This window comes from Methyloterricola oryzae, assembly GCF_000934725.1.
Classification (GTDB): Bacteria; Pseudomonadota; Gammaproteobacteria; order Methylococcales; family Methylococcaceae; genus Methyloterricola; species Methyloterricola oryzae.
Genome location: NZ_JYNS01000001.1, coordinates 185983 through 210595 on the forward strand (window position 1 = coordinate 185983; position 24613 = coordinate 210595).

22 protein-coding genes are annotated in these 24613 nt (G+C 63.8%); 18 read left to right on the forward strand and 4 right to left on the reverse strand.

Going from position 1 to position 24613, the window contains the following annotated elements; all coding sequences use genetic code 11:
* Positions 1-42 precede the first annotated feature (42 nt).
* From EK23_RS00775 to EK23_RS00835, 12 genes are all read left to right on the forward strand, one after another.
* A complete protein-coding gene (locus EK23_RS00775) occupies positions 43-1878 on the forward strand; it encodes an extracellular solute-binding protein (RefSeq protein WP_045223369.1) in 1836 nt (611 codons plus the stop codon).
* Positions 1879-1882: 4 nt separating this feature from the next.
* On the forward strand, positions 1883-2935 hold the full coding sequence (locus tag EK23_RS00780) for a microcin C ABC transporter permease YejB (protein WP_045223370.1): 1053 nt from the start codon (positions 1883-1885) through the stop codon (positions 2933-2935).
* A gap of 359 nt (positions 2936-3294) precedes the next feature.
* The gene (locus tag EK23_RS00790) at positions 3295-4356 is read left to right on the forward strand and encodes an ABC transporter permease (RefSeq protein ID WP_045223372.1); all 1062 of its coding nucleotides are present in this window, start codon (positions 3295-3297) and stop codon (positions 4354-4356) included.
* The gene (locus EK23_RS00795) at positions 4353-5960 is read left to right on the forward strand and encodes an ABC transporter ATP-binding protein (protein WP_045223373.1); all 1608 of its coding nucleotides are present in this window, start codon (positions 4353-4355) and stop codon (positions 5958-5960) included. Before EK23_RS00790 ends, EK23_RS00795 begins: the two co-directional genes overlap by 4 nt.
* A gap of 98 nt (positions 5961-6058) precedes the next feature.
* Entirely contained in the window at positions 6059-6841 is a 783-nt protein-coding gene (locus tag EK23_RS00800) for an enoyl-ACP reductase FabI (RefSeq protein WP_045223374.1), read from the forward strand.
* Positions 6842-6876: 35 nt separating this feature from the next.
* Complete coding sequence (locus EK23_RS00805) at positions 6877-7158, forward strand: late competence development ComFB family protein (RefSeq protein WP_045223375.1); 282 nt, start codon at positions 6877-6879, stop codon at positions 7156-7158.
* A gap of 225 nt (positions 7159-7383) precedes the next feature.
* Positions 7384-8193 carry a UDP-2,3-diacylglucosamine diphosphatase gene (locus tag EK23_RS00810; protein WP_045223376.1) on the forward strand — a complete coding sequence of 270 codons (810 nt, stop codon included), beginning with the start codon at positions 7384-7386 and terminating at the stop codon, positions 8191-8193.
* The gene (locus tag EK23_RS00815) at positions 8150-9220 is read left to right on the forward strand and encodes a glycosyltransferase family 4 protein (RefSeq protein WP_045223377.1); all 1071 of its coding nucleotides are present in this window, start codon (positions 8150-8152) and stop codon (positions 9218-9220) included. Before EK23_RS00810 ends, EK23_RS00815 begins: the two co-directional genes overlap by 44 nt.
* A 147-nt stretch (positions 9221-9367) precedes the next feature.
* A complete protein-coding gene (locus tag EK23_RS00820; protein WP_045223378.1) occupies positions 9368-9892 on the forward strand; it encodes a phosphatase PAP2 family protein in 525 nt (174 codons plus the stop codon).
* Entirely contained in the window at positions 9889-10935 is a 1047-nt protein-coding gene (locus EK23_RS00825; protein ID WP_045223379.1) for an MJ1255/VC2487 family glycosyltransferase, read from the forward strand. Before EK23_RS00820 ends, EK23_RS00825 begins: the two co-directional genes overlap by 4 nt.
* A gap of 43 nt (positions 10936-10978) precedes the next feature.
* Complete coding sequence (locus EK23_RS00830; protein ID WP_045223380.1) at positions 10979-11350, forward strand: diacylglycerol kinase; 372 nt, start codon at positions 10979-10981, stop codon at positions 11348-11350.
* A 274-nt stretch (positions 11351-11624) separates the two neighbouring features.
* Positions 11625-14303 (forward strand): response regulator, encoded by a 2679-nt coding sequence (locus EK23_RS00835; RefSeq protein ID WP_045223381.1) that lies wholly within the window; start codon positions 11625-11627, stop codon positions 14301-14303.
* Between the two features lie 31 nt (positions 14304-14334).
* Here EK23_RS00835 and orn read toward each other — a convergent pair whose 3' ends face one another.
* From orn to EK23_RS00855, 4 genes are all read right to left on the reverse strand, one after another.
* Entirely contained in the window at positions 14335-14880 is a 546-nt protein-coding gene (gene orn, locus EK23_RS00840) for an oligoribonuclease (protein ID WP_045223382.1), read from the reverse strand.
* A 36-nt stretch (positions 14881-14916) separates the two neighbouring features.
* Entirely contained in the window at positions 14917-16146 is a 1230-nt protein-coding gene (locus EK23_RS00845) for an argininosuccinate synthase (RefSeq protein ID WP_045223383.1), read from the reverse strand.
* 59 nt (positions 16147-16205) lie between these two features.
* On the reverse strand, positions 16206-18941 hold the full coding sequence (locus EK23_RS21385) for a sensor domain-containing diguanylate cyclase (RefSeq protein ID WP_052807779.1): 2736 nt from the start codon (positions 18939-18941) through the stop codon (positions 16206-16208).
* A gap of 130 nt (positions 18942-19071) precedes the next feature.
* Positions 19072-20436 (reverse strand): sigma-54 interaction domain-containing protein, encoded by a 1365-nt coding sequence (locus EK23_RS00855; protein ID WP_045223384.1) that lies wholly within the window; start codon positions 20434-20436, stop codon positions 19072-19074.
* A gap of 202 nt (positions 20437-20638) precedes the next feature.
* On the opposite strand from EK23_RS00855, the gene EK23_RS00860 reads away from it, so the two are divergent.
* From EK23_RS00860 to thiE, 6 genes are all read left to right on the forward strand, one after another.
* The gene (locus EK23_RS00860) at positions 20639-21346 is read left to right on the forward strand and encodes an MBL fold metallo-hydrolase (RefSeq protein WP_045223385.1); all 708 of its coding nucleotides are present in this window, start codon (positions 20639-20641) and stop codon (positions 21344-21346) included.
* Positions 21347-21363: 17 nt separating this feature from the next.
* Complete coding sequence (locus tag EK23_RS00865; RefSeq protein WP_082053840.1) at positions 21364-22320, forward strand: sulfite exporter TauE/SafE family protein; 957 nt, start codon at positions 21364-21366, stop codon at positions 22318-22320.
* 68 nt (positions 22321-22388) lie between these two features.
* Positions 22389-22913 (forward strand): YeeE/YedE family protein, encoded by a 525-nt coding sequence (locus EK23_RS00870; RefSeq protein WP_235281868.1) that lies wholly within the window; start codon positions 22389-22391, stop codon positions 22911-22913.
* Positions 22910-23356 carry a DUF6691 family protein gene (locus EK23_RS00875; RefSeq protein ID WP_045223387.1) on the forward strand — a complete coding sequence of 149 codons (447 nt, stop codon included), beginning with the start codon at positions 22910-22912 and terminating at the stop codon, positions 23354-23356. The genes EK23_RS00870 and EK23_RS00875 overlap by 4 nt, the downstream gene beginning before the upstream one ends.
* Complete coding sequence (locus tag EK23_RS00880; RefSeq protein WP_052807783.1) at positions 23353-23889, forward strand: hypothetical protein; 537 nt, start codon at positions 23353-23355, stop codon at positions 23887-23889. The genes EK23_RS00875 and EK23_RS00880 overlap by 4 nt, the downstream gene beginning before the upstream one ends.
* Positions 23886-24533, forward strand: coding sequence for a thiamine phosphate synthase (thiE, locus tag EK23_RS00885; protein ID WP_045223388.1), 648 nt, complete (start codon positions 23886-23888; stop codon positions 24531-24533). Before EK23_RS00880 ends, thiE begins: the two co-directional genes overlap by 4 nt.
* The last annotated feature ends 80 nt before the right edge of the window (positions 24534-24613 follow it).

Sequence of the window (24613 nt, forward strand, 5' to 3'; positions counted from 1 at the left end):
GTCATGGATACCTGCCGCCCATACCCGCACGTTTTCCGCCCGATGAACTCCCCTCGCCCTTCACCCCTGAACGGGCCGCGCCTTGCGGCAGCGTTGCTCTGCCTGTGCAGTTCCCCCGCTTTCGCCGCCCACGGCATCGCCCAGTACGGCGAGCCCAAGTACCCGGCGGGCTTCGACCACTTCGGCTATGTCAATCCGCAGGCGCCCAAGGGCGGAACGCTAACCCTCTCTCCCGTGCAGCAGCCCAGCTACGACAAGTTCAATCCCTTTTCCCTCAAGGGCATCGCCGCCCCGGACCTGGGGCCCATGCTGTTCGAGAGCCTGGCCACCGGCTCCAGCGACGAAATCGCCAGTGTCTACGGGCTGCTGGCGGACGATATCCGCCTGGCACCCGACCGGCTATCGGTGGTGTTCCATATCAATCCCAAGGCGCATTTTTCCAATGGGGCGCCGGTGCTGGCCCAGGACGTGAAGGATTCCTTCGACACCCTGGTGAGCAAGCTGGCCAGCCCGCTGTTCCGTTCCATGTATGCGGACGTGGCCAAAGTCACCGTCATGTCCGAGCGCGAGATACGCTTCGAATTCAAGGTGCCCAACGCCGAACTGCCGCTGATCGTCGCCACCATGCCAGTGTTCTCCAAGGACTGGGGTCGCCAGCCGGACGGCAGCGTGACGCCCTTCGACAAGCTGGCCTATGAAAAGCCGGTCTCCAGCGGGCCTTACCTCATCGAGAAGTTCGATCCCGGCCGTTCCATCACCTACCGCCGCGATCCCAACTATTGGGGCAAGGACCTGAACGTGCGCAAGGGAATGTTCAATTTCGACCGCATCGTCCACCAACTCTACCGGGACGACACGGCGCAACTGGAAGGCTTCAAGGCCGGGGATTTCGATGTCAGCTTCGAGTTCCGCGCCAAGAACTGGGCGCGCGGCTACCAGGGTCCGCGCTTTCGCAGCGGCGAGTTGATCAAGCACGAATTCCCCCATCACAACGGCGCCGGCATGCAGGGTTTCGTGATGAACTTGCGCCGGCCGCTGTTTCAGGACATCCGCGTGCGCAAGGCGCTGGCCCTGGCCATCGACTTCGAGTGGATGAACCGGCAGTTGTTCTTCGGCCAATACACCCGCCTCAACAGCTATTTCTTCGATACCGAACTGGCCGCCATCGGCACCCCCGGCAGCCTGCCTCGGACGGATGAGTTGAAACTGCTGGAGCCGCTGCGGGCGCAGCTTCTGCCTTCGGTGTTCGCACCGCTCCCGCCGCCGGCCAGCACCGCGCCGCCTTCCAGTCTGCGCGACAACCTGCGCAAGGCCAGGGCCTTGCTGGAAGAAGCCGGATGGCATTACCGCGACGGCGCGCTGCGCAATGACAAGGGCGAGCCCTTTGCCTTCGAACTGCTGGACAACGGCGTCATGTCCCGGGTCAACGGGGCCTATATCCGCAATCTGGAGCGCCTCGGCATCCGCGCCACCGAGCGCATCACTGACAATGCCCTGTACCAGAAGCGGGTGGAGGATTTCGATTACGACATGATCGACGTGCCCTACCCCGCCACCCAGAGTCCGGGTAACGAGTTGATGGACCGCTTCGCTAGCCAGTCGGCGGAGGTCAAGGGTTCGGAGAACTATGTCGGGCTGCGTTCCCCGGCGGTGGATTCCATCATCCAGTCGGTACTCGGCGCCTCGACCCGGGCCGATCTAGTGGCTGCGGCCCGCGCCCTGGACCGGGTGCTCATGGCCGGTTTCTACATCGTGCCCCATTACACCAGCACCACCCACCGGGTCGCCTACCGGCGCGGCTTCGGATTCCCGGAAACCCTGCCCCTGTATTATCGGGCCGATGACTGGGTGGTCACCACCTGGTGGAAGGAGCCCTAGCCCCATGTGGAGTTATCTGCTCAAGCGTATCCTGCTGATGCTGCCCACCCTGCTGGGGGTCATCACGTTGACCTTCGTGGTGATCCAGTTCGTGCCCGGCGGCCCGGTGGAGCAGATGATGACGGAGCTGCGCCACGGCCAGATGGGACGCGGCGAGGCCGCCAGCAGCACCGCCGGCGCCTACAAAGGCCGCCAGGGCGTGGACGAAGAGCGGCTCAAGGAAATCCAGGCGCTGTACGGCTTCGACAAGCCGCCCCTGGAGCGCTATATCCTGATGCTGAAGCGATTCCTGGTGTTCGACCTGGGTGAGAGCTACTACCAGCACACCAGCGTGGCGGAATTGATCCGTTCCAAGCTGCCGGTGTCCATTAGCCTCGGGCTTTGGACCTTCATCCTCACCTATCTAATTTCGGTGCCCTTGGGGATCGCCAAGGCAGTGCGCGCCGGTACCCGCTTCGATACTCTGTCCAGCCTGGTGGTGCTGGTGGGCTACGCCATCCCCGGCTTCGTGCTGGGGGTCGCGCTGCTGGTGCTGTTCGGCGGCGGCAGCTTCGTGCAATGGTTTCCCCTGCGCGGGCTGACCTCGGACAACTGGGAGCAACTGACCCTGGGCGGCAAGATCCTCGACTACCTCTGGCACATCACCCTGCCGGTGACGGCCCAGGTGGTGGGCAGCTTCGCCGTGATCACCATGCTCACCAAGAACGCTTTCCTCGAGGAAATCCGCAAGCAATACGTGCTCACCGCCAGGGCCAAGGGCCTGTCGCAGCGCCAGGTGCTGTGGAAGCATGTTTTTCGCAACGCCCTGATCCCTTTGGTGACAGGCTTTCCCGCAGCCTTCATCGGCGCCTTCTTTTCCGGCTCACTGCTGATCGAAACACTGTTTTCCCTGGATGGCCTGGGGCTCTTGTCCTACGAGTCGGTGGTGCGGCGTGACTACCCGGTGGTGCTGGGCTCGCTGTATCTGTTCACCCTCATCGGCCTGGTGACCAAGCTGGTCTCGGACCTGTGTTATGTGTGGGTGGACCCGCGGATTCATTTTGAATCCATTGATTAACGATAACCGTTGCGTGACTCGCGGTAATGCCTTGAATTTATGTCGAATCGCTACGCGATAACCTTTTTATTTCGGGTTCCCGCACCCGAAGGCGGGTTACTTTCTTTTGCGCGGCCAAAAGAAAGTAACCAAAGAAAAGGCCGCCCGACAGTCACGAAAGCTCCTGAGCTTCTCGCTCGCACTGCGGGGCCGGCGGAAGGGCCATCCATTGCCCTCCGCCGCCGCACCGCGTCCCTGCTGTGCCCCTTCGGGCTGATCCTTGTGCGAGCTGCGAGGCTCAGCGCGGCTGAACGGGTCCTAATGCCCACGGCAATGGAGCCGATCGTCCCGAAATTACTTAAGGTAGCCAGGAAGATTCATTGAACGCCGCTGAATTACCAGACCGACAGGAATCTCGGCTCTCCCCCGGCCGCCGCGCCTGGCTGCGTTTCCGCCGCCACCGTCTCGGTTACTGGAGCCTGATCCTGTTCCTGCTGCTGTTCGGCATCAGCCTCTGCGCGGAACTCATCAGCAACGACAAGCCGCTGTTGGTGCATTACCAGGGGCAATGGTACTGCCCCTTGTTCAACGACTATGCGGAAACCGTGTTCGGCGGCGACTTTCCCACGCCCGCCGACTACCTGGACCCGTTCCTGCAGCAGCGCTTCGCCGAACCCGGCAATTTCGCCTTGTACCCCCTGAACCATTATTCGTTCAATACCCTCAATTATTTCGCGCCCTCGCCCAACCCGGCCGCGCCCTCTACGGAAAACTGGCTGGGCACCGACGACCGCGGCCGCGACGTGTTCGCCCGATTACTCTATGGCTTCCGGCTGTCCATCCTATTCGGGCTCGCCCTGACCGCCATCGGCGTTTTCATTGGGGTCTTGACCGGCGCCCTCATGGGCTTTTTCGGCGGGCGCTTCGACCTCATTTCCCAGCGGCTGATCGAGATCTGGGGCTCCATGCCCGAGCTTTACCTGCTCATCATCTTCGCCTCCATCTTCGATCCCAGCCTGTGGCTGCTGGTGGTGCTGCTCTCCGCCTTCGGCTGGATGGGGCTTTCGGACTATGTCCGCGCCGAGTTCTACCGCAACCGCACCCTGGAGTACGTGCGCGCGGCCCGCGCCCTGGGCCTCAGCAATGTGCAGATCATGTGGCGGCACATCCTCCCCAACAGCCTGACCCCGGTGATCACCTTCCTGCCCTTCCGCATGAGCGCCGCCATCCTGGCCCTCACCAGCCTGGACTTCCTAGGGCTCGGCGTTCCGCCCTCGGTTCCGAGCCTGGGGGAACTGCTGTCCCAGGGCAAGAACAACCTGGATGCCTGGTGGATTTCACTGTCCACTTTCGCCGTGCTGGTAATCACCCTGCTGCTGCTCACCTTCATGGGCGAGGCCCTGCGCGACGCCATGGACACCCGCAAGGCGGGCAGCCAATGACGGCGCTGCTGGAGATACGCGGGCTCAGCGTCCGTTTCGGCGGCGGCGTCGAGGCCGTGCGGGACGTCAGCTTTGCCATTGCCCCGGGCGAGCGCTTCGCCCTGGTGGGCGAGTCCGGCTCCGGCAAGAGCGTCACGGCACTGAGCGTCCTGCGCCTGGTGGAGCAGGCCGAGACCCGCGGCGAGATCCTCTGGGGCGGCGAAAACCTGCTGCAGAAGCTCGAAGCGGACATGCAGCAGATCCGCGGCGCGGATATCGCCATGATCTTCCAGGAGCCCATGACTGCCCTCAACCCGCTATTCCCGGTGGGCAAGCAAATCGTGGAGGCCCTGGAACTGCACGAAGGTCTGGGCCGGCGGGAAGCCGTGCAGCGGGCGGTGGCCCTGCTGCAGCGCACAGGCATTCCCGAGGCCGCCCACAAGTTCGGCAGTTTCCCCCACGAACTCTCCGGCGGACAGCGCCAGCGGGCGATGATCGCCATGGCCCTGGCCTGCCGGCCGAAACTGCTGCTGGCGGATGAACCCACCACCGCCCTGGACGTGACCATACGCGCACAGATCGTCGAACTGCTGCGCGACCTGCAAGAGGAATACGGCCTGGCGGTGATGCTCATCACCCATGACCTCAACCTGGTGCGCTCCTTCGCCAGTCGGGTGGGCGTCATGGAACGCGGCCGGCTGGTCGAATGCGCCGATACCGAGACCCTGTTCACTGCGCCCCGGGAACCCTATACCCGCATGCTCATCGACAGCCGTCCCCGGCGCGAGGTCGGCCCCCTGGGCGAAGGTGCCCCAAGCCTGCTGGAAGGGCGCGGCGTGGCGGTCAGCTTTCCGCGCAAGCTGGAAGGCATCCGCAACTGGTTCAAGTCGGTCAGCACCCCCGTGGTCAAAGAAATTGACCTGCAGTTGCGCCGGGGCGAGACCCTGGGGTTGGTGGGCGAATCCGGCTCCGGCAAGACCACCCTGGCCATGGCCCTGCTGGGCTTGCAGAAAATGGCCGGGGGCCAAGTGCTGTTTCACGGCGAGGATGTGGCCAGCCTCTCCGCCGAGCAGCGGCGCGCCCTGCGTTCCCGCATCCAGGTGGTGTTCCAGGACCCCTTCGGATCGCTCTCTCCGCGCATGACCGTCGCCGAGATCGTCGGCGAGGGCCTGGCGCTGCACCAGCCCAATCTTTCCCCTGACGAACGTGAGCGGCTCGTGGCCGAGGCGCTGAGCGAAGTGGGCCTGGACGCCTCCGCCCTGCCGCGCTACCCCCACGAATTCTCCGGGGGACAACGACAGCGGATCGCCATCGCACGGGTGCTGATCCTCAAGCCCGAGGTGCTGATCCTGGACGAGCCCACCTCGGCCCTGGATGTCAGTATTCAGCAGCAGGTCCTGCAATTGCTGACGCGCCTGCAGCAGAAATACCGCCTCTCCTATCTGTTCATCAGCCACGACCTGGCGGTGGTGCGCGCCATGTCCCACCGCATCCTGGTGCTCAAGGACGGCGTGCTGGTGGAACAGGGCGAGGCCGAGGCGCTGGCGGCGAACCCGCAGCATCCTTACACCCAGGCCCTGTTCCAGGCCGCGGGCATCGCAGCCGATAGCGGCGCCCCCGCGTAAGCCCCCCACAGCAAAGCCGCCGCCGATAGCCGTAATACGCGGCAATCCGGTAGAATTGCGCGCCATCATCACAAAAACAAAGCTGAAGAGGAGACATCATGGGCTTTCTGCACGGCAAGAAGATCCTCATCGTGGGGGTCGCCAGCAACCGTTCCATCGCCTACGGCATCGCCGAAGCCATGCGGCGGGAAGGCGCCGAACTGGCCTTCACCTACCAGGGCGAAAAGCTCAAGGACCGGGTCGAGAAGTTCGCGGAGGAATTCGGCTCCAAGATCGTCCTGCCCTGCGACGTCGCCAGCGACACGGAGATCGCTGAGGTCTTCGAAGGGTTGGCCAAGCATTGGGACGGGCTGGACGGCATCGTGCACTCCGTGGCCTACGCGCCGCGCGAAGCGCTGGATGGCAATTATGTGGACGCCGTGACCCGCGAGAACTTCGCCATCGCCCACGATATCAGCTCCTACAGCTTCACCGCCCTGGCCAAGGCCGGGCGCGAGATGATGGCCGGCCGCAACGGCGCCCTGCTGACCCTGAGCTATCTGGGCGCGGAACGGGCGATCCCGAACTACAATGTCATGGGCATCGCCAAGGCCAGCCTGGAAGCAAACGTGCGCTACATGGCCGTGGCCCTGGGTCCGGAAGGCACTCGCGTCAACGCCATTTCCGCCGGCCCCATCCGCACCCTAGCCGCTTCCGGCATCAACAACTTCCGCGAGATGCTCAGCAAGGCCGCCGATGCAGCGCCCCTGCGCAAGAACGTCACCATCGAGGAAGTGGGCAACGCGGGAGCTTTCCTCTGCTCGGACCTGGCCTCCGGCATCACCGGCGAAATCATGTACGTGGATGCCGGCTACAATATCGTTGGGCTCGCCAGTATGTGAGCCTCAATCCATGGACGCGCCGCAGGAGGAAACCCATGAACGCCGACTTCATTTCCGTCCACAATTACCGCGAGCGCGCCGTGTTCGACGCGGTGACCAAGGCTGCCGACCTTTTCCCGGATATGGCGGAAGACCCCGGCATCCTTGCGGACGTGGCCTGCGTCGCGCTCAACCGACTGCAGCCGCGCTACATCCGCCATCCGGTGGATTACGCCTTCTACCTCACCGATGAAGAGCGCGTGAACGACGAGCGAGCAATCACGGCCGCGGTGGAAGCGGCCTTCCTCTTCGTGCGTTCGCGGCTAGCCGAAAAATAAGCACCCGGCCCGGGCCTAAACCACCCCAGCGTTAGGCCCGAGCCAGCCCCCCCGCTCACCTCACTCCCTGCCCGGTCGCGCTCCTGGCGCGCGCATTCTTTCCAACATACTACCTTCCCAACATACTACCTTCCAGCCGTAACGCAATCGTAATCAAGGCGTTATGCTACCGTAACACGGCCTTTCTATCTTGTGCGCAAGCCCAACACCCGGAAAGGTCAAATCATGCGACTGCGCTACCGCACCGTCTGGATCTCCGATGTACACCTCGGCACGCGTGGTTGCCGGGACGAGTATCTGCTGGATTTTCTTCGCCACGTGGACTGCGAGCAGCTCTACCTGGTCGGCGACATCATCGACCTGTGGAAGCTGAAAGGCGGATTCTATTGGCCGGGACTGCACAACGAAATCCTGCGCCACATCTTCGCCATGGCCAAGAACGGGACCCGGGTGCAGTACATTCCGGGGAACCACGACGAACTCCTGCGCGGGCACATCGGCACGGTCTTCAATGGCGTCGAGATCGTGGAACGCGCCGTCCACCGGACCGCCGACGGCCGCCGCTTCCTGGTGCTGCACGGCGATGAGTTCGACGGCGTCGTCTGCTCCAGCCGCTGGCTGGCGATGCTTGGCAGCGAAGCCTACGACCTCCTGATCGAGTTGAACCGCTGGTTCAACCATGCCCGCCGCATCCTGGGTTTCCCCTACTGGTCCATGTCGGCCTACATCAAGCACAAGGTCAAGAACGCCGTCAACTTCATCTTCTCCTTCGAGGAGGCCCTGTTGCACGCGGCACGCGAGGAGCAGTTGGACGGAGTCATCTGTGGCCATATTCACCACGCCGCCTTGCGCCAGACCGCAGGCGGTATCGAATACGCCAACTGCGGCGACTGGGTGGAAAGCTGCACCGCCCTCGCCGAGTCGCCTACTGGCGAACTCTCTGTCATCCGCTGGGTGGAAGAAAGCATTCAACGACTTGAGGAATCGACCCTTGAAAATTGCCCTGATCACGGACGCCTGGCGCCCACAAGTTAACGGCGTCGTCACCACCCTGCTCAAGACCTGCGAAGAACTGAGAAACCTGGGCCACAGCGTCGAGACCTTCACACCGGACCAGTTCCGCAACTGGCCCTGTCCCGGTTACCACGAAATCCGTCTGGCCCTGGGCTGCGGCCGGGGGCTGCGGGAGCGGTTGGACCGCTTCCAGCCCGACGCCATCCATATCGCGACGGAAGGACCTCTGGGGATGGCGGCGCGCAACTACTGCCGCCGACGCGGCCTGCCCTACACCAGTTCCTTTCACACCCGTTTCGCCGAATACATCCACCTGCGCCTGCGTTTCCCGCTGGCCTGGAGCTACGCCTTTCTGCGCTGGTTTCATTCTGGGAGCACACGTCTGATGGCGGCGACACCCACCCTGATCGAGGAACTCAAGGGACGCGGCTTCGCCAACCCGGTGCATTGGTCGCGGGGCGTGGACACGGATCTGTTCCGGCCACGGGACAAGGGCTATCTGGACCTGCCGCGGCCGGTCTTTGCGTATGCGGGCCGCGTCGCCATTGAGAAGAACATCGAGGCCTTCCTGTCCTTGGACCTGCCCGGCAGCAAGCTGGTGATTGGCGATGGTCCGCAGCGCGAGGAACTGGAAGCCAGGCACCCGGAAGTCCGCTTCGTCGGCTACCGGATGGGTGAGGAACTGGCCATGCACCTGGCTGATGCGGACGTGTTCGTGTTTCCCAGCCTGACCGACACCTTCGGACTGGTGATGCTGGAGGCCCTGGCCTGTGGCGTGCCGGTTGCCGCTTTTCCAGTTCAGGGCCCCAAGGACGTCATACTCGACGAGCGGGTGGGCTGTCTCAGCGAGAATCTGCGGGAAGCGGCGCTCGAGGCCATGACCCTCGACCCGGCCGCGTGCAGAACCTATGCCATGGGCTACTCCTGGACCCGGTGCGCGCGACAGTTCGAAGGCCATCTGGCGCCGATTTCCCGCCACGAAGCGCGCCCGGCCGCCTGGTGGCAGCGCTCCGCTCGCAAGTCCGCCCCGCCTTCTGTCACGGACTGATCATCATCCAGTCACGTCTCTGTCATGAATGCTTTCTAAGCTGAACGAACAGTCAAGGGAAGCCTGGCCGCCGCCCGTTGGTTTGGCGGCCGAGCAAAGCCAAAGGCCAGGGACAGGCGCCGAGGTCCATGCCACGAGGTAAGCGCCATGAAGCTCATGCACACCATTACCACATTCGACATCAATCTGTTCAGCTGGGTCATGCGCCGCAAGACCCAGAAGTTCCAGGTCCACTGCGCGCGCTGGATATCGAAAACCGCCGACGGTCCCCTCTATGTGCTGCTGGGAGCCGCGCTGCTCTGCTCGAAGACCCCCGCAGACCTGCTCCTGCTGCATAGCCTCGTGCTGGGGTTGCTCATGGAACGCCCGCTGTATGCGATCCTCAAGAACCTGTGCCGGCGCGACCGCCCCCCAGTGGTGCTGAACATCCAGAGTTTCATCGTTCCCTCGGACCGATTCAGCTTTCCCTCGGGGCATACCTCGGCCGCTTTCCTGGTGGCTACCTGCCTCAGCTATTTTCACCCGCCGCTCGCTCCCCTTCTGCTCACTTGGGCATCCCTGGTGGGCATGGCGAGGGTGGTGCTGGGCGTGCACTTCCCCACTGACACCTTCATCGGCGCCCTGATGGGCAGCGGCCTGGCCCTGTTGAGTCTGGAGATTTTGAACGCGTGAGAATCTTTTTTGGTGTGCAGGCGACCGGCAACGGTCACATCACCCGCGCCAGAGCCCTGGCGCCCAAGTTGAAACAAGCGGGCATAGAAGTCGACTACCTGTTCTCCGGCCGGCCCTGGGAACAACTGTTTGAAATGGAGGTGTTCGACGATTACCAATGGCGCGAAGGACTGACCTTCAGCACCCGCGACGGACATATCCAGCATGTCCGTACCGCCTTCCGCAACAACCTGCTGAACTTCGCGCGCGATGTGCGGCAACTGGACCTGGGCGGCTACGACCTGGTGATCAGCGACTTCGAGCCGGTGACGGCCTGGGCCGCGAAGCTGCAGGGCGTCAAGCACGTCCTCGGCATCGGTCATCAATACGCTTTCGGCTACGACATCCCCAAGGCCGCCGCCGATTTCCTCGGAACGCAGATACTGCGGTATTTCGCGCCGGTGAAGCTGGGCCTGGGCGTGCATTGGCACCATTTCCATCATCCGATCCTGCCGCCCATCTTCGAGACCGGGGCGGAACGCAAACCTGTGGATCCGCGCAAGATCATTGTCTACCTGCCCTTCGAGGACGTGGATCACGTCATCGGTCTGCTGCGCCGCTTCCATGACCACCAGTTCACCATCTACAGCCCGGCCATGCCCCATGACCGCCACGAACCGGCCGAACACATCCATGTCAGGCAGCTCTCACGCGCCGGTTTCCAGGCGGATTTCGCCGATGCCGCCGGGGTGATCTGCAACGCCGGCTTCGAATTGGCCAGCGAATCCCTGCATCAGGGCAAGAAGCTCCTGGCCAAACCCTTGCAGGGCCAGATGGAGCAGATGTCCAATGCCCTTGCCCTGGAACTGCTGCAACTGGGACAGGTGATGCAGTCCCTGGACTCCGCCAGCATCGAAACCTGGCTGGAACACAGCCAGGCCGTCGAGGTGCGCTATCCCGACGTGGCTCAGGCGGTGGTAGACTGGATTTGCGAGGGCAATTTCCATATCGACCAGGCCTGGGTGGACCGCATCTGGGCGCAAGCCATCACCCGCCGGGACTGACCCGACCGCGATTTCCCCTTTTCAGCACGACGTAGCGATACCCATGGCAGGACAGAACCTGAAAGGCATGGCCCGCATCTATGCGGCCTTCTTCAACTCCATGAAAGGCTTCAAGGCGGCCTGGCTCAGCGAGGAAGCCTTCCGCCAGGAAGTGTATCTGCTGGCGGCGACGGCACCCCTGGCCCTCTGGCTGGGCCAGGGCCCCGTGGAAAAGGCCCTGTTGCTGGGTAGCGTCCTGCTGGTGCTGATCGTCGAGTTGCTGAACACCGGCATCGAGATCGTGGTCGACCGCATCAGTTTCGAGCGCCACGAACTGTCCGGCCGAGCGAAAGACGTGGGTTCGGCGGCGGTGCTGTTGTCCCTCGCGCTGGCCGGATGCGTATGGGGATTCATACTGCTGCCCCGTCTGTTCTGAACGGCACCACAGCTCTGTACTGCACTACAGCAAGCTTCATTCCCAAGGGCCGCTTGGCCCGCCTCTCACCGGCGCAAGGCTTTGACGCCCGCGCCGCGTCGATTACCATACTGTCGCATTGCACGCGCACCCTCTACAATTAGCGGTCGGGTTCCCGGTCATAGCCCGCGTGACCCATTGAGTCAGCGCGTCCGGCTGCTTACGCCGGGTGCATAAGACCGCATTCGCTTTCGGCCGATGCGCCGCTGTTCATTTTACGACTCGGAACGCGCATTTGAGGTTCAAACCCGGAATCAAAGCCAGCCTGCTACTGTTGGGCCTGTTGCCCGCAGCCCTCATTGGCATCGTGATGGCCGGCTACTTCGTCAATGCGCGCTTTGAAGATCTCTACAACAGCCAGCGCGAACGCGGCGACATCATACTCAAGCAGCTGACGGCGGTTGCTGCGACCAACCTGGCGGACGGAAACGTTTCCGCCCTCAGGCGCCTCACCCAGGAGATCCTCAAGGAAAGCGACGTGGTGGAGGTGGAAGTGTGGGACATCCACAGCAAGATAGCCGGCTCCAGGCGCAATTCCGCCAGTCGGGAGTCGGAACGCCTGCTGCTGTCCGCCGCCGTGCTGGAAGCGCCGGCAGAAGGCTCCTCAGCGGCACCCCGGCCCATCGGCACCGTGCGCCTGGTATTGTCAGGTAGCGAGACGGTACAGCGCCAACGTGAAACCCTGATTCATGCCCTGGCCATAGGACTGGGCGGGCTGTTGCTCACCGGTTTGCTCGCCGACCGCATGGGGCGCCGCATCGGTTCACCGATCATTTCGCTGACCAGCGCCGTGCATGCGCTCTCCGAGGGCCGCCTGGAAACGCGCACCAATGTGCCGGCCAGCGCCGAACTGGCTTACCTGCAGGCCGGCTTCAACGCCATGGCGGCGGAGCTGCAGAAGAACCGCCAGACCCTGGAACAGCAGATCCAGGACGCCACGCGGCAATTGCAGAACACCCTCAAGTCCCTGGAGCGGCGCAACGCCGAATTGGATGCCGCAAGGCGCAACGCGGAACGGCAGACGGCGTTGAAGTCCCAGTTCCTTGCGCAGATGAGCCACGAGATCCGAACGCCCATGAACGGCATCATCGGCTTCGCCGAACTGCTGGGGCAGACGCCGCTGAACGACGAGCAGAACGAAAAGCTGCGCCTGATCGAGCGGTCCGCCAAGAACCTGCTGGCCATCATCAACGAGATCCTCGACCTGGCCACCCTGGAAGCGGGCAAGATCAGTCTGAACATCCACATGTTCATGCTGCGACCCTATCTGGAGGACGCCATCGCCCTGCAGATGCAGCGCTCGCCCCATCTGCCCGTGATCCTCTGGGTCGCCCCCGACGTACCCGCCTCGGTGCTGGGCGATCCGATCCGGGTGCAACAGGTGATCAACAATCTACTGAGCAATGCCCTCAAATTCACCCGCCGCGGGCGCGTGGTAGTGCGCGTGCGCCTGCAAAAGCCGCTGGGCGCACCCAAGCTGCTGTTCTCGGTGTCCGACAGTGGGCGCGGGATCAACGCCCGCGACTTGGCGAATCTGTTCGTCCCCTTTCAGCAGCTCAGCGACTACGCCATCGACCGCGAGCGCGGCGCCGGTCTCGGTCTGACCATCGCCAATAACATCGTCGACAAGATGGGCGGCCATCTCCAGGTGGCCAGCCGGCCCGGGCGCGGCACAACCTTCTGGTTCGACCTGCCCATCACCCAAACCGCCGGCGAGGAGCGACTTCCACCGGCCAGCACTCCCTTGGTACTGGTGGATAACGACCGTCTTTCACGGCAGGCCCTGCGCTTCCAGTTGGAGACCGTTTCCTCTAGCGTGACCAGTTTTGCCAACTGGGAGGCTTTCGTATCCAGCTACCGGCCGGAGACCCATGGCCGTACGGTGCTGCTGAAAGCCACGGCCCAGGAAGGCGAGATGCACTCATCCATGACCCAGTGGCTGGAGCAGGCCGGCCGCCTGGGTGCCCGTCCGGTGGTCATCCTGCCCACCGCGGAGAACCGGCTACTGGAGTTCTATCGCCGCAGCGGCGCTGTCTGCCTGATGGCACCCGTCCCCACCGAACGCTTGCGCAAACTGATCATGCATCCGAACACCGAGAGCCTCGCAAAACGTTCCGCCGACCAGCGCCTCGCGGTTCCCGACCTGCTGGGCCGCACCATCCTGATTGCCGACGACAACGAGATCAACCGCATCCTGCTCGGCGCGCAACTCACGGCCTTGGGCGCCAGCGTGCAATCGGCCAAGGACGGAACAGAGGCCTTGAGCGCCAGCCGCGACACTGTTTTCGACCTGATCATCCTGGATTTGCAGATGCCCGGAATGGACGGACTCACGGTGATTCGGGAACTGCGTAAGCTGCCGGGTGCCAACCATGAGACGCCGGTCATTGCCATCACCGCTCATGCCCAGCCGGCGCAGCGCCGGGAGGTCATGGAAGCCGGCTTCATGGATTGCCTGATCAAACCCGTCACCGAGGAACAATTGCGGCAACTCGTCCAGGGACACCTGGGTCCACCCCGCGGCGATGCTTCGCAGCCGGCAATCCCGGCGGTGCGGGCGCCCCACGCCGACGCCCTGCTGGAAAAAACCTCGGGTAACCGCGAACTGGCTCTTACCATCTGCCGCAAGCTGTTCACCGAACTGCCACGACAGCTGACGGAACTGAACGCAGCCGTGACCCACGAAAAGCTGGAGGATGCCCGCGACATCACCCACAAGATCCACGGCTCCTCGGCCTTTTGCGGACTCCACGCCATCCGGGAAGCGGCAGGCAAGCTAGAGCGGGCCCTGGATCAGACGGACGAGCGCACGGAACTCGAGAACCACATGCAAGATCTGTCCCTCGCCATACAGGACTTCATGGCCGAAGAGCCCCTCATCCTGGAAGCGCTGAGCGCAGGCACCCCGAGTTGAAAGCCCGGGCCCGGTTTACAGACTCAGGCGCTCAGAAGCGAAAAAAACGTTCCCGGTAGTACTTAAGCTCCTCGATGGACTCGAGGATATCGTCCAGCGCCAGGTGGGAGTTCTTCTTTTTGAAGCCGTCCTTGAGCTTGGGCGCCCAGCGCGCCGCCAGTTCCTTGACCGTGGAGACATCCAGGTTGCGGTAATGGAAGAAGGCTTCCAGCTTCGGCATGCAGCGTGCCAGGAAGCGCCGGTCCTGGCAGATGCTGTTGCCGCACATGGGCGAGGCTCCCTTCGGCAGCCATTGCGCCAGGAAGTCCAGGGTGCGCCGCTCGGCCTCGCCGACATTGATGCGGCTCTCCCGCACCCGGGTGATCAGCCCCGATTCCCCGTGCTGTTTGCGGTTCCAGTCATCCATGCGCGCCAGGGCCTCCTCGCTCTGATGGATAGCCATGACGGGCCCGCGGGCCCTGACATTCAGTTCCTTGTCGGTCACAACGGTGGCGATCTCGATGATGTAGTCGTTCTGGGGGTCCAGTCCGGTCATTTCGAGATCGATCCAGATCAGGTTCTGCGCGTCTTGGACCATCCGATTCCTCTCCTTCTGCTGTACGTCCGTCCGCCCTCAACCGGCGAACTTCACGCCTTTCTTGCCGGCGATGCGCATACGCAGCGCATTAAGCTTGATGAAACCTTCGGCGTCTTTCTGGTTATAGGCGCCCTTGTCGTCCTCGAAGGTGGCGATGTTCATGTCGAACAGGCTGTTGCTCTCCGACTTGCGCCCAACCACCGTAACGTTGCCTTTGTACAGTTTCACCCGCACCTGGCCGTTGACGCTGACCTGGGAGGCATCGATCATCTGCTGCAGCATGAGGCGCTCCGGGCTCCACCAGTAGCCGTTGTAAATCAGGCTGGCGTAGCGCGGCATCAGATCGTCCTTCAGGTGCGCCACTTCCCGGTCCAGGGTGATGGACTCGATGGCGCGGTGGGCGCGCAGCATGATAGTGCCGCCCGGCGTCTCGTAGCAGCCGCGAGACTTCATGCCCACGTAACGGTTTTCCACGATGTCCAGCCGGCCGATGCCGTTGGCGCCGCCCAGTTGGTTGAGCTTGGCCAGCACCGCCGCCGGGCTCATGGCCTCGCCATCGATGGCGACGATGTCACCGCACTCATAGCTCAGCTCGATGTAGGTAGGGCTATCGGGCGCCGCTTCCGGCGATACCGACCAGCGCCACATGTCCTCTTCCGGCTCCGCCCAGGGATCCTCCAGCACGCCACCTTCGTAGGAGATGTGCAGCAGGTTGGCATCCATGGAATAGGGCGAGGCCTTGCCGCGCTTCATCTCGATGGGGATGCCATGCTTCTCGGCGTAGGCCAGCAGGGTCTCGCGGGAGGTCAGGTCCCATTCGCGCCAGGGGGCGATGACCTTGACGTCCGGCTTAAGGGCATAGGCGCCCAGCTCGAAGCGCACCTGGTCGTTGCCCTTGCCGGTGGCGCCGTGGGCAATGGCGTCGCAGCCGGTCTCGTTGACGATCTCGATCAGGCGCTTGGCGATCAGTGGCCGGGCGATGGAGGTGCCGAGCAGGTATTCGCCCTCATAGATCGTATTGGCGCGGAACATGGGAAACACGAAATCGCGGGCGAATTCCTCGCGCAGGTCATCGATGTAGATTTCCTTGATGCCCATGGCCTGCGCCTTGGCGCGCGCCGGCTCGACTTCCTCGCCCTGACCGATGTCGGCGGTGAAGGTCACCACTTCGCAGCCGTAGGTTTCTTCCAGCCACTTGAGGATGACGGAGGTATCCAGACCGCCGGAATAAGCCAGCGCAACTTTCTTGACGTTCGATTTCGACATGTTTCTCAGCAGGGTTGATGGAGCAAGATCGCGGCATTATAGCCGAATCGCCCGCGGGTTCACGCGGACTCGGGAGGCTGCTGGGTGCTGTTCGCGTCGCCGGCTGGCGCTGCAAAGCAGCAACGGTCGCGGCCGCTGCCCTTGGCCAGGTACATCGCCACATCGGCGCCTTTGAGCAGGCTGGCGAAATCGGGCCCGTGCTCAGGAAACAGGGCGATGCCGATGCTGGTGGAAACCTTGACGGCCTGCCCCTTCAAGTCGAAGGGCCTGGCCAGGACATCGCGGATCTTCTCGGCAACCGATGCGGCCTGGCCGGCACCGCTGATTTCCGGCAGGAGGGCCAGGAACTCGTCGCCACCCAGGCGTCCCAGGGTATCGCTGTCACGCACGCAATCGCGCAGACGCTGCGCAGCGGCCACCAGGAGTGCATCGCCCACATCGTGGCCCAATTCGTCATTGACTCGCTTGAAATGGTCGATGTCGAAATAGATCAGGGCGAGCCGGCCCCATTTGCGCTTGGCCATACTCAACGCCCGCTCCACGCGTTCCTGCAGCAGTTGCCGATTGGGCAGCCTGGTCAGCGCATCATGATGCGCCAGGAACCAGACGCGCGCCTCGTTGGCGCGTCGCTCGGTCACGTCCATGGCGGTGGTGACAATCAGTTTGCGGCCATCGGCCAGGGTGTCCAGCGGAGACGAGTGAAAATCCCAGATGAGCCACCGCCCGTCGCGGGTACAAATCTGGACCTCGCCTTCGGCAAAAGGCAGCCGGCAGACCGGACCCGCTTCGCCTTCAACCGGGCTCCGGCCTTGCGCCCGCTCCAGCCATGCCGACAGCGTCGGTGCGTCCTCCATGGAGTAACCACTCAGCGTCTGCCAGGTTTCGCTGAGCAGAAGGATGGCGCCGTCTTCCGCGTGCAGTGCCATGGGCACCGGCGCATTGAGGATGGCGCGCCGCAAGCGCTCCTCGCTCTGCGTGAGCGCCTCCGCGGCGCGCATGCGCTCGGTGATGTCGCGGATGATGGCGCCGAAATAGCGTCTTCCATCCAGACTCCACTCGGAGAGGGACAGTTCCAGGGGAAAATCCTCGCCGCTGCGGCGGCGGCCGCTCAACTGCACGGTCTTGCCCATGACGCGCGGCACGCCACGCTGGAGATAGGCGCTGACGAAGGCCTGATGCTGCCTGGCCAACTCCGGAGGCATGATCTGCGAGACCGGGTTGCCCAGTATGCTTTCCTCGCTGTAGCCAAAGATGGTCTCGGCGGCGCGGTTCCACGACACCACCTTGCCATCCGCATCGATGCTGATGATGGCATCGCTGGCGGAATTGGCCAGGCTCCTGAAGCGCGACTCGCTTTCCTGCAGGGCCGCTTCCGCGTGCTTGCGGGCGGAGATATCCACAATCATGGCGAACGACCCCATGAACGAACCGCCCTCGCCCAGCAGCGGCGCGGCGGAGAGCAGCACCGGGACACGCCCGCCGTCGGCTTTGAGCAGGTTCACTTCATAGCTTTCGCTGATACCCCGCCGACGGTTTTCCAGCTTCACCTTTACCAGCGCTCGCTGCTGCGTCTCGACGAGTTCCATAACCGGCCGGCCAATCAGGGACTCCAGCGGGCAGCCCAGCAGCTCGGCCAGCCTCGGGTTGGAGTAGGTCACCCGAAAACGCGTATCCACAGCCAGGATTCCTTCGTGGGCGAGGGTCACGATACGGTGGTGGAGTTCACGGCTCTTGCGCAGACTCTGGGTCAGTTCGGCGGCGATTGCCCGCGCCCGCATCTGGGTGCCAACCAGCGACTTGGCGATGGCGAACAGCAACAGGCTGACCAGGCTGCCCCCCGCCATCACCAGGGCGGTGAAACCATGGCCTGACGCAAAACCGGAAAATCCCGGCAGCGCAGACAGTGCCAGGGTCCAGGGATGTCCGGCCACGTCGATCCGATACTGTAGTTGCAACTCGGAACCGGTGCCGGCGGCGCCCTCGGGCCGATTGTCGTACAGCAGGTTCGCGGGCGATGGCGCCGCGCCATCATAGAGGTGCAGATGGACCTGCTGCTGCAGGGCACCCAGAATGCCGTCCATGAGATCACCCATGCGAAACGGCGCATATACCCAGCCCAGCAGTTCCGCGCGGCGTCGCTCCACATCGCCGGGATCGGCACCGCCACGGTAGACCGGCAGATAGATCAGGAAACCCGGTTGCGTGTCCTTGCCGGTTTCCTGAACCAGGGTCACCTTGCCCGTGGCAGTGATCTGTCCACTGTCTCGAGATGCCTGCAGGGCCTGACGTCTTACCGGCTCCGACAGCATGTCAAAGCCGAAGGCGCGCTGGTTGCGCGCGTTGAAAGGCTCCAAATAGACGATGGCGCTGTACTCGTCACGTTGCCCCGACGGCCAGACCCGATAGGCCTCGAAGCCTTCCCTCGCCACATCCAGTTCGTGGGCAGGCAAGGATCCGGGGGCCAGGTGCAGCGCATAACCCAGACCCTGAATGCCGCGAAAGCGGCGCTGCAGTTCCAGGCTTTCGACGAAGCGGTGCCAGACCTGGCGCGATACCGCGACATCCGCCGCGAAAAGCCCGCGCGCGCCGAGCAGCACCTGTTCGTAGGCGCTGATGCGATCCTCGAGCCGGGTCTTGATTTCTCCGGCGGCAAGCACGAAGCGCTGGCGCGACTCCTGCCCAACCTGCCGGTACGCCATCAGGCTGGAGTAAACGGTCAGGCACAGCGATGCCGCCAGCAGCACCCAGGGATAGGGCCGATAACCCAAACGCGCTAGGAAAGAACGGGAACGCATCGAACCGTCACCTCAAGCAGGCTCGTCTCGACCTGGCTGACGCGTGGTGTGGCCGCACAGAGAAGATGCCTCGGCACCGGATCTGCGCCCGCTGGCCGGTTGGGGAATCACGGGCCGTGGCCCTGAATTTTCACAAGCCATGTTGTTTGCGCTTGCGCCAGAAGGTGGCACGGCTCATCCCCAAGGACTTGGCGGCAGGCTCGATGCGGCCGCCGTATTCTCGCAGCGCGTCGCGAATCAAGTCCGCCTCCTGCGCACCCGTCAACCGCAGCGGAGGCAAGTTCGACGGCGGCCGTGCCGAAGCGGCGCGCTCCTCGCGAAACTCTGGCGGCAGATCCTCCAGGCGGAGAACCTCCCCGCGTCCCACAGCGAAGGCGTACTCCATCACGTTCTGCAACTCCCTCACATTGCCGGGCCAGGCGTAATCCAGCAATGCGCGCATGGCATCCGGATCGACGCGCACGACGCGACGGTGACCCTGCACATTGTGACGGTCGATGTTATGCCAGAGCAGCAGGCTGATGTCCTGACGCCGTTCCCTTAGCGCAGGCAGGAAGAGGGGCACCACCCGCAGGCGGTACATCAGATCCTCGCGGAACCGCCCTTCGCGCACCTGATCCCGCAGCGAGCGATGAGTGGCGGCGACGATGCGCACGTCCACCTTGATGGCCCGGTCGCCGCCGACGGGCACGAAATCCCGCTCCTGCAGCACCCGCAGCAGCTTGGCCTGCAGTTCCAGGGGCAGTTCCGCGACTTCGTCCAGAAACAGGGTGCCGCCGTCCGCCCGCTGGAAGAGGCCGGCATGGTCACGCAGCGCGCCGGTGAAAGCGCCGCGCACATGGCCGAACAACTCGCTCTCCAGCAGATTCGCGCTGATGGCTGCACAATTGACGGCCTGGAACGGCTTACGGGCGCGGTGACTCTCAGCATGGATGGCGCGCGCGACCAGTTCCTTGCCCGTGCCCGACTCGCCCCGGATGAGCACCGTGGCCTCGGTTTGAGCCACGTTGCGGATGACCCGGCAGGCCTGCTTCATGGCGGGGTCGCGGGTCAGGATGCCATGGAAGTCCTCCGTCGCATCCTCGGTCGGCGGACGCGGCGGCACAGCCACCGCGGATTCGGGCCACAGCACTTCGAGAGCGCCCACAAAGCGTCCCTGCTCATCGAAGAACGGCCGCGCGGCCTGCCGCACCTTGACCATTCCGACGCTGCCGGGCAGTTCCATGGCATCGCCCTGTATGACCTCCCCGGCGCTGAGCTGCTTGGACACTGCGCAATGGCTCAGCGGCGGAATGCTGCGGCTCGTTCGCCCCAACACCTCGCTCCGGGAAAGGCCGAGGAGGCGCTCCGCCCCCTTGCTCCAGAACACGATGCGGCATTCGCCGTCTACCGCGAACAGGGCGCCGCAATCCAGCATGGCGGACAGCGCTTCCACGACCTGATCCGCCCCCACCTGGAGCAACCAGCTTTTCAGGAAGGCGGAGTGCTCGGTCATCGTTTCACCAGGGTTCAAATGTTTCACAAACGTATCATATTCTTTCAAGAAACACACCGGCGCCGCCCCCAGCGCGCCTCTCGATTCCAGGACTATGCTTTAGTTTCAATCGCTTGAAGTCGAAATCCAGCCACCCTCAGCTCATGGCCTGCTTCCTGCTTCTAGCAGATTCAGATCAACCCGAATTATAAGGAGAGCCCGCATGATCTTCAGACAGCTGTTCGAACCGGAGACATCCACCTACTCCTACCTGCTGGGTTGCGAACGCACGCGCAAGGCCATGATCATCGATCCGGTGGCCAGCGAGGTGGAGCAGTACGTGCAACTGCTGGAGACCCTGAAGCTGGAGCTCTACTACACCCTGGAAACTCATGTGCACGCCGATCACATCACCGGCTCGGGACAACTGCGGGAACGCCTGGGGAGCAAGAGCGTGGTGCACCGGGATGCGGGCGCACTCTGCGCCGACCTGCTAGTGACCGACGGTGTCACCCTGCAACTGGGCGATCTGGAATTCGAAGTGCGGCATACCCCCGGCCACACCAACGGCTGTGTCAGTTATGTCATGGAGGACCGGGTATTCACCGGCGATGCCCTGCTCATCAATGGCTGCGGCCGCTCGGATTTCCAGCAGGGCAATGCCGGCCAACTCTACGACAGCATCCACCACCAGCTGTTTACCCTGCCGCCTGATACCCTGGTGTATCCCGGCCACGATTATCAGGGCAACACCGTGTCCACCATCAAGCAGGAAATGGCCAAAAACCCGCGCCTGGGCGCAGGCCGCACGCGCGATGAATTCATTGCCATCATGCAGGAACTGAAGCTGGCCTACCCCAAGCAAATCGATCAGGCCCTCCCCGCCAACCAGGCCTGCGGGAGGGTGGAAGGCACCTCGCGTCACGGTTGACAGGGAAGAACAAGCCCATGACGCTCGTCCTCGTACTCGCAGCCTTTATCGGCCTGATCCTGGGCCTTTTGGGCGGAGGCGGCTCGGTCCTGGCGGTGCCCATGCTGGTCTACCTCTACGGCATGGAGCCCAAGACCGCCATCGCCACCGCCCTGGTGATGGTCGCCACCACCAGCCTCATCGCCATGCTAGGCCACGCCCGCGGCAAGCGGGTGTGCTGGAAAACCGGGCTGGTTTTCGCCTGCTCGGGCATGCTCGGGGCCTACGGCGGCGGGCGTCTGGCGGGACTCATCCCCGGCGGCCTCCTGCTGCTGCTATTCGCTGGCGTGATGCTGACCACCGCGACCGCCATGTTGCGCAAGCGCGGCGATCAAGCGACACCGGAAGCCGAGGGTGCCAGCCTGTGCCCGGCGCACCTGCCGGTGGCCGCCATCCTGCTGGATGGCTTGATGGTGGGTGGCGTGACCGGACTGGTGGGAGCCGGCGGCGGGTTTCTCATCGTCCCGGCGCTCAACCTGCTCGGGCGGTTGCCCATGCACGCCGCGGTCGGCACTTCGCTGTTCGTGCTGGTGCTCAATTCCACCGCGGCCCTCGCCGGATACGTCCATCACGTGCACATCGACTGGTCATTCACCGGCGCCGTGACCCTGGCCGCCATTGGCGGGAGCTTGCTGGGCAGCCTGCTCTCGCGGCGCCTGAGCGCGGCCCGCCTGCGCAAGGTGTTCGGCTGGTTTGTGCTGATAGTAGGCTTCTATGTGCTCTCGCGGGAATTCACCCTGGAACTGGCCCAGGAGGTGCTCCGGCTTGCCACCGAACATCCCGAGTTCCTCGCCGGCATGGCCACCATGGCGGGCCTGGGATTGACCTATCGGCTATTGGCCTGGGTTCACAAAAAGGCCCTCAAGCCCCCCAGCCCGCGAAAATCGAGCAGCGCCTCGCTGCCACCTTTACGTCACCGCTTGCCGCGCTATTGAGCGGTAGCCTCGCGCCCCGAGCGCGGGGCTTGCAGTGAGTCGCGTAAATGTGAACAATGCAGCGACCCTTGAGCGAAATACTGCGGAATTCCACCCAGGAATGCGCCGCTGCGCGCCTCTGGGGCTCGGAAAACCCTGTCCATGCTGCAAGTCCAATGACCGATACCCTGCTCTCCCTATGGCTCGCCCTCGCCGGCGGACTGTTGATCGGCCTGTCCGCCGCCGCGCTCATGGCCTTGAATGGCCGCATTCTGGGCGTCAGCGGAATCACCGCCGGAGCCTTGGGCCTTACGGCCAATGATCGCGGCTGGCGGCGCGCCTTCCTGGCCGGACTGGGCCTGGGCGGTTTGTTGCTGGGACTTTTCTCTCCGCAGACACTGCAGGTGGAGCAGGCCAGATCGCTGCCCATTTACCTGGTGTCCGGACTTCTGGTGGGCTATGGCGTGCGCCTGAGTGGGGGCTGCACCAGCGGTCATGGGGTCTGCGGTCTGAGCCGGCTGTCGCCCAGGGCACTGCTGGCCACGCTGAGCTTCATGGGTAGCGCCATGCTGACGGTATGGGTGGTCAAGCTCGTTACGGTGGCGGCGGCATGAAGGCAATGCTCTCGGCATTCATACTAGGTCTGCTTTTCGCCCTGGGCCTCGGACTCAGCGGCATGGTGCAACCGTCGGTGGTGCTGGCGTTCCTGGATGTCACCGGCCACTGGAACCCCGCCCTGATGGCGGTGATGGCAGGCGCCATCGGTGTCACCCTGCCCGCCTATCAATGGCTGTTCCGAAGAAGGCGTCCGCTCTTCGAAGAGTCTTTCCACCTGCCTACCTCCGAGCGGATCACCCTCCGACTGATCGTCGGCTCAGTCCTGTTCGGCGTCGGCTGGGGACTGAGCGGCTATTGCCCGGGCGCAGGACTGCTGGCCGCGGCCGGCGCCATGCCCACCGCCATCGTATTCAGTGTTGGCATGCTCGCCGGATTCTATCTATTCAAACGGCAGGAAGCCCCTGCCTTGTCCAAACCTCCCCTGGGAGATCTTCCGTGAACAAGACAATTCTGCTTTCCTCGGCCCTGGCCTGCGCGCTGATAACCACGTTGACGGGCTGCGACAGTGGCGGCACCAGCGCCAGAACGACCAGCGCGGGACCGGCCAGGCTGACCGTGAGCGTGTTGAACGACGAGGGGCCTGTCACCGCGGCGAAGGTCGAGGCCAAGGATTCCGGCGGGTCCGTTATTGCGAAAGGCGAACTGAAAAACGGCGCCAAGGCCGACCTGAGCATCCCCGCGGGAACGGCCTATCCGCTGATCGTCTTCGCGTATCCGGACGAGGCCCCGAACCAGCCTTTGAAAGCGGCGGTGACCGACAGCCAGGCCACCGAGCAGGATGTGAGCCCGGTGACCACCATCGTGGTGGAAACGGCCCTGAGCCTGGGTGGCATCACGGAAACCAACCTGGCCAAGGCCGCGGGAGCCGCGATCGCGCAGCGCAAGCGCTCCGGTGGTGGCGGAGGCGGGGGCGGCGCCACCACCGAGAGCTTCAAGGGCGACCCCACCAAGCAATACGGCGGCTGGCATTGACTCGAGGCGCAACCGCCCCGACGGCGTTTCCCGAACAGGGACTGTATGCCATCACCCCCGAAGACCTCTCCGCGATTGACGCCCTGCTGAATGCGGTATCGTCGGCCATCGCCGGCGGCGCCGCCGTGATTCAGTACCGCTGCAAGAACGCCGCCGAGCGCCGCGCCGGAGCTTCCCCCTTGCTGGAGCTATGCCGAAAAGCCGGCGTGCCGCTCATCATCAATGATGACGTGGAACTGGCTGCGCAGATCGGCGCGGACGGCGTGCATCTTGGGAAGGATGATGGCGACATCGCCCTGTCCCGGCGCGCCCTCGGGCAGCACGCCATCATTGGCGTTTCCTGCTACGACTCGCTGGAGCGCGCCATGGCGGCCGAACAATCGGGGGCTGACTACGTGGCCTTCGGCCGCTTTTTCCCCTCCCGCAGCAAACCCCATGCCCCCTGTGCCAAGCCGGAAACCCTGACGGAAGCGCGCCGCCACATTCACCTGCCCATCGTCGCCATCGGCGGCATCACGGCCGCCAATGGCGCAAACCTGCTGCACGCGGGGGCGGGACTGTTGGCCGTCATCGACGGCGTTTTCGGCTCCGGCGACCCCAAGATGGCGGCAGCGCGGTTTCAGCCCTTGTTTCGGCGGGGTTGAAAAACCGTACAGCCTTTTTCACCAGATCGATGGAATGCGAACCTCCTGCGGGTGGGAACTCCCCATTCGACTGGTTATAA

Bases quoted from the DNA above. Each gene is read 5' to 3' on its own strand.
- EK23_RS00875 (WP_045223387.1), top strand. From the start codon at position 22,910: ATGAAGGCAATGCTCTCGGCATTCATACTAGGTCTGCTTTTCGCCCTG.
- EK23_RS00820 (WP_045223378.1), top strand. From the start codon at position 9,368: ATGAAGCTCATGCACACCATTACCACATTCGACATCAATCTGTTCAGC.
- EK23_RS00805 (WP_045223375.1), top strand. From the start codon at position 6,877: ATGAACGCCGACTTCATTTCCGTCCACAATTACCGCGAGCGCGCCGTG.
- EK23_RS00865 (WP_082053840.1), top strand. From the start codon at position 21,364: ATGACGCTCGTCCTCGTACTCGCAGCCTTTATCGGCCTGATCCTGGGC.
- EK23_RS00780 (WP_045223370.1), top strand. From the start codon at position 1,883: ATGTGGAGTTATCTGCTCAAGCGTATCCTGCTGATGCTGCCCACCCTG.
- orn (WP_045223382.1), bottom strand. From the start codon at position 14,880: ATGGTCCAAGACGCGCAGAACCTGATCTGGATCGATCTCGAAATGACC.
- EK23_RS00800 (WP_045223374.1), top strand. From the start codon at position 6,059: ATGGGCTTTCTGCACGGCAAGAAGATCCTCATCGTGGGGGTCGCCAGC.
- EK23_RS00855 (WP_045223384.1), bottom strand. From the start codon at position 20,436: ATGACCGAGCACTCCGCCTTCCTGAAAAGCTGGTTGCTCCAGGTGGGG.
- EK23_RS00775 (WP_045223369.1), top strand. From the start codon at position 43: ATGAACTCCCCTCGCCCTTCACCCCTGAACGGGCCGCGCCTTGCGGCA.
- EK23_RS00795 (WP_045223373.1), top strand. From the start codon at position 4,353: ATGACGGCGCTGCTGGAGATACGCGGGCTCAGCGTCCGTTTCGGCGGC.
- EK23_RS00845 (WP_045223383.1), bottom strand. From the start codon at position 16,146: ATGTCGAAATCGAACGTCAAGAAAGTTGCGCTGGCTTATTCCGGCGGT.
- EK23_RS00810 (WP_045223376.1), top strand. From the start codon at position 7,384: ATGCGACTGCGCTACCGCACCGTCTGGATCTCCGATGTACACCTCGGC.
- EK23_RS00830 (WP_045223380.1), top strand. From the start codon at position 10,979: ATGGCAGGACAGAACCTGAAAGGCATGGCCCGCATCTATGCGGCCTTC.
- EK23_RS00860 (WP_045223385.1), top strand. From the start codon at position 20,639: ATGATCTTCAGACAGCTGTTCGAACCGGAGACATCCACCTACTCCTAC.
- EK23_RS21385 (WP_052807779.1), bottom strand. From the start codon at position 18,941: ATGCGTTCCCGTTCTTTCCTAGCGCGTTTGGGTTATCGGCCCTATCCC.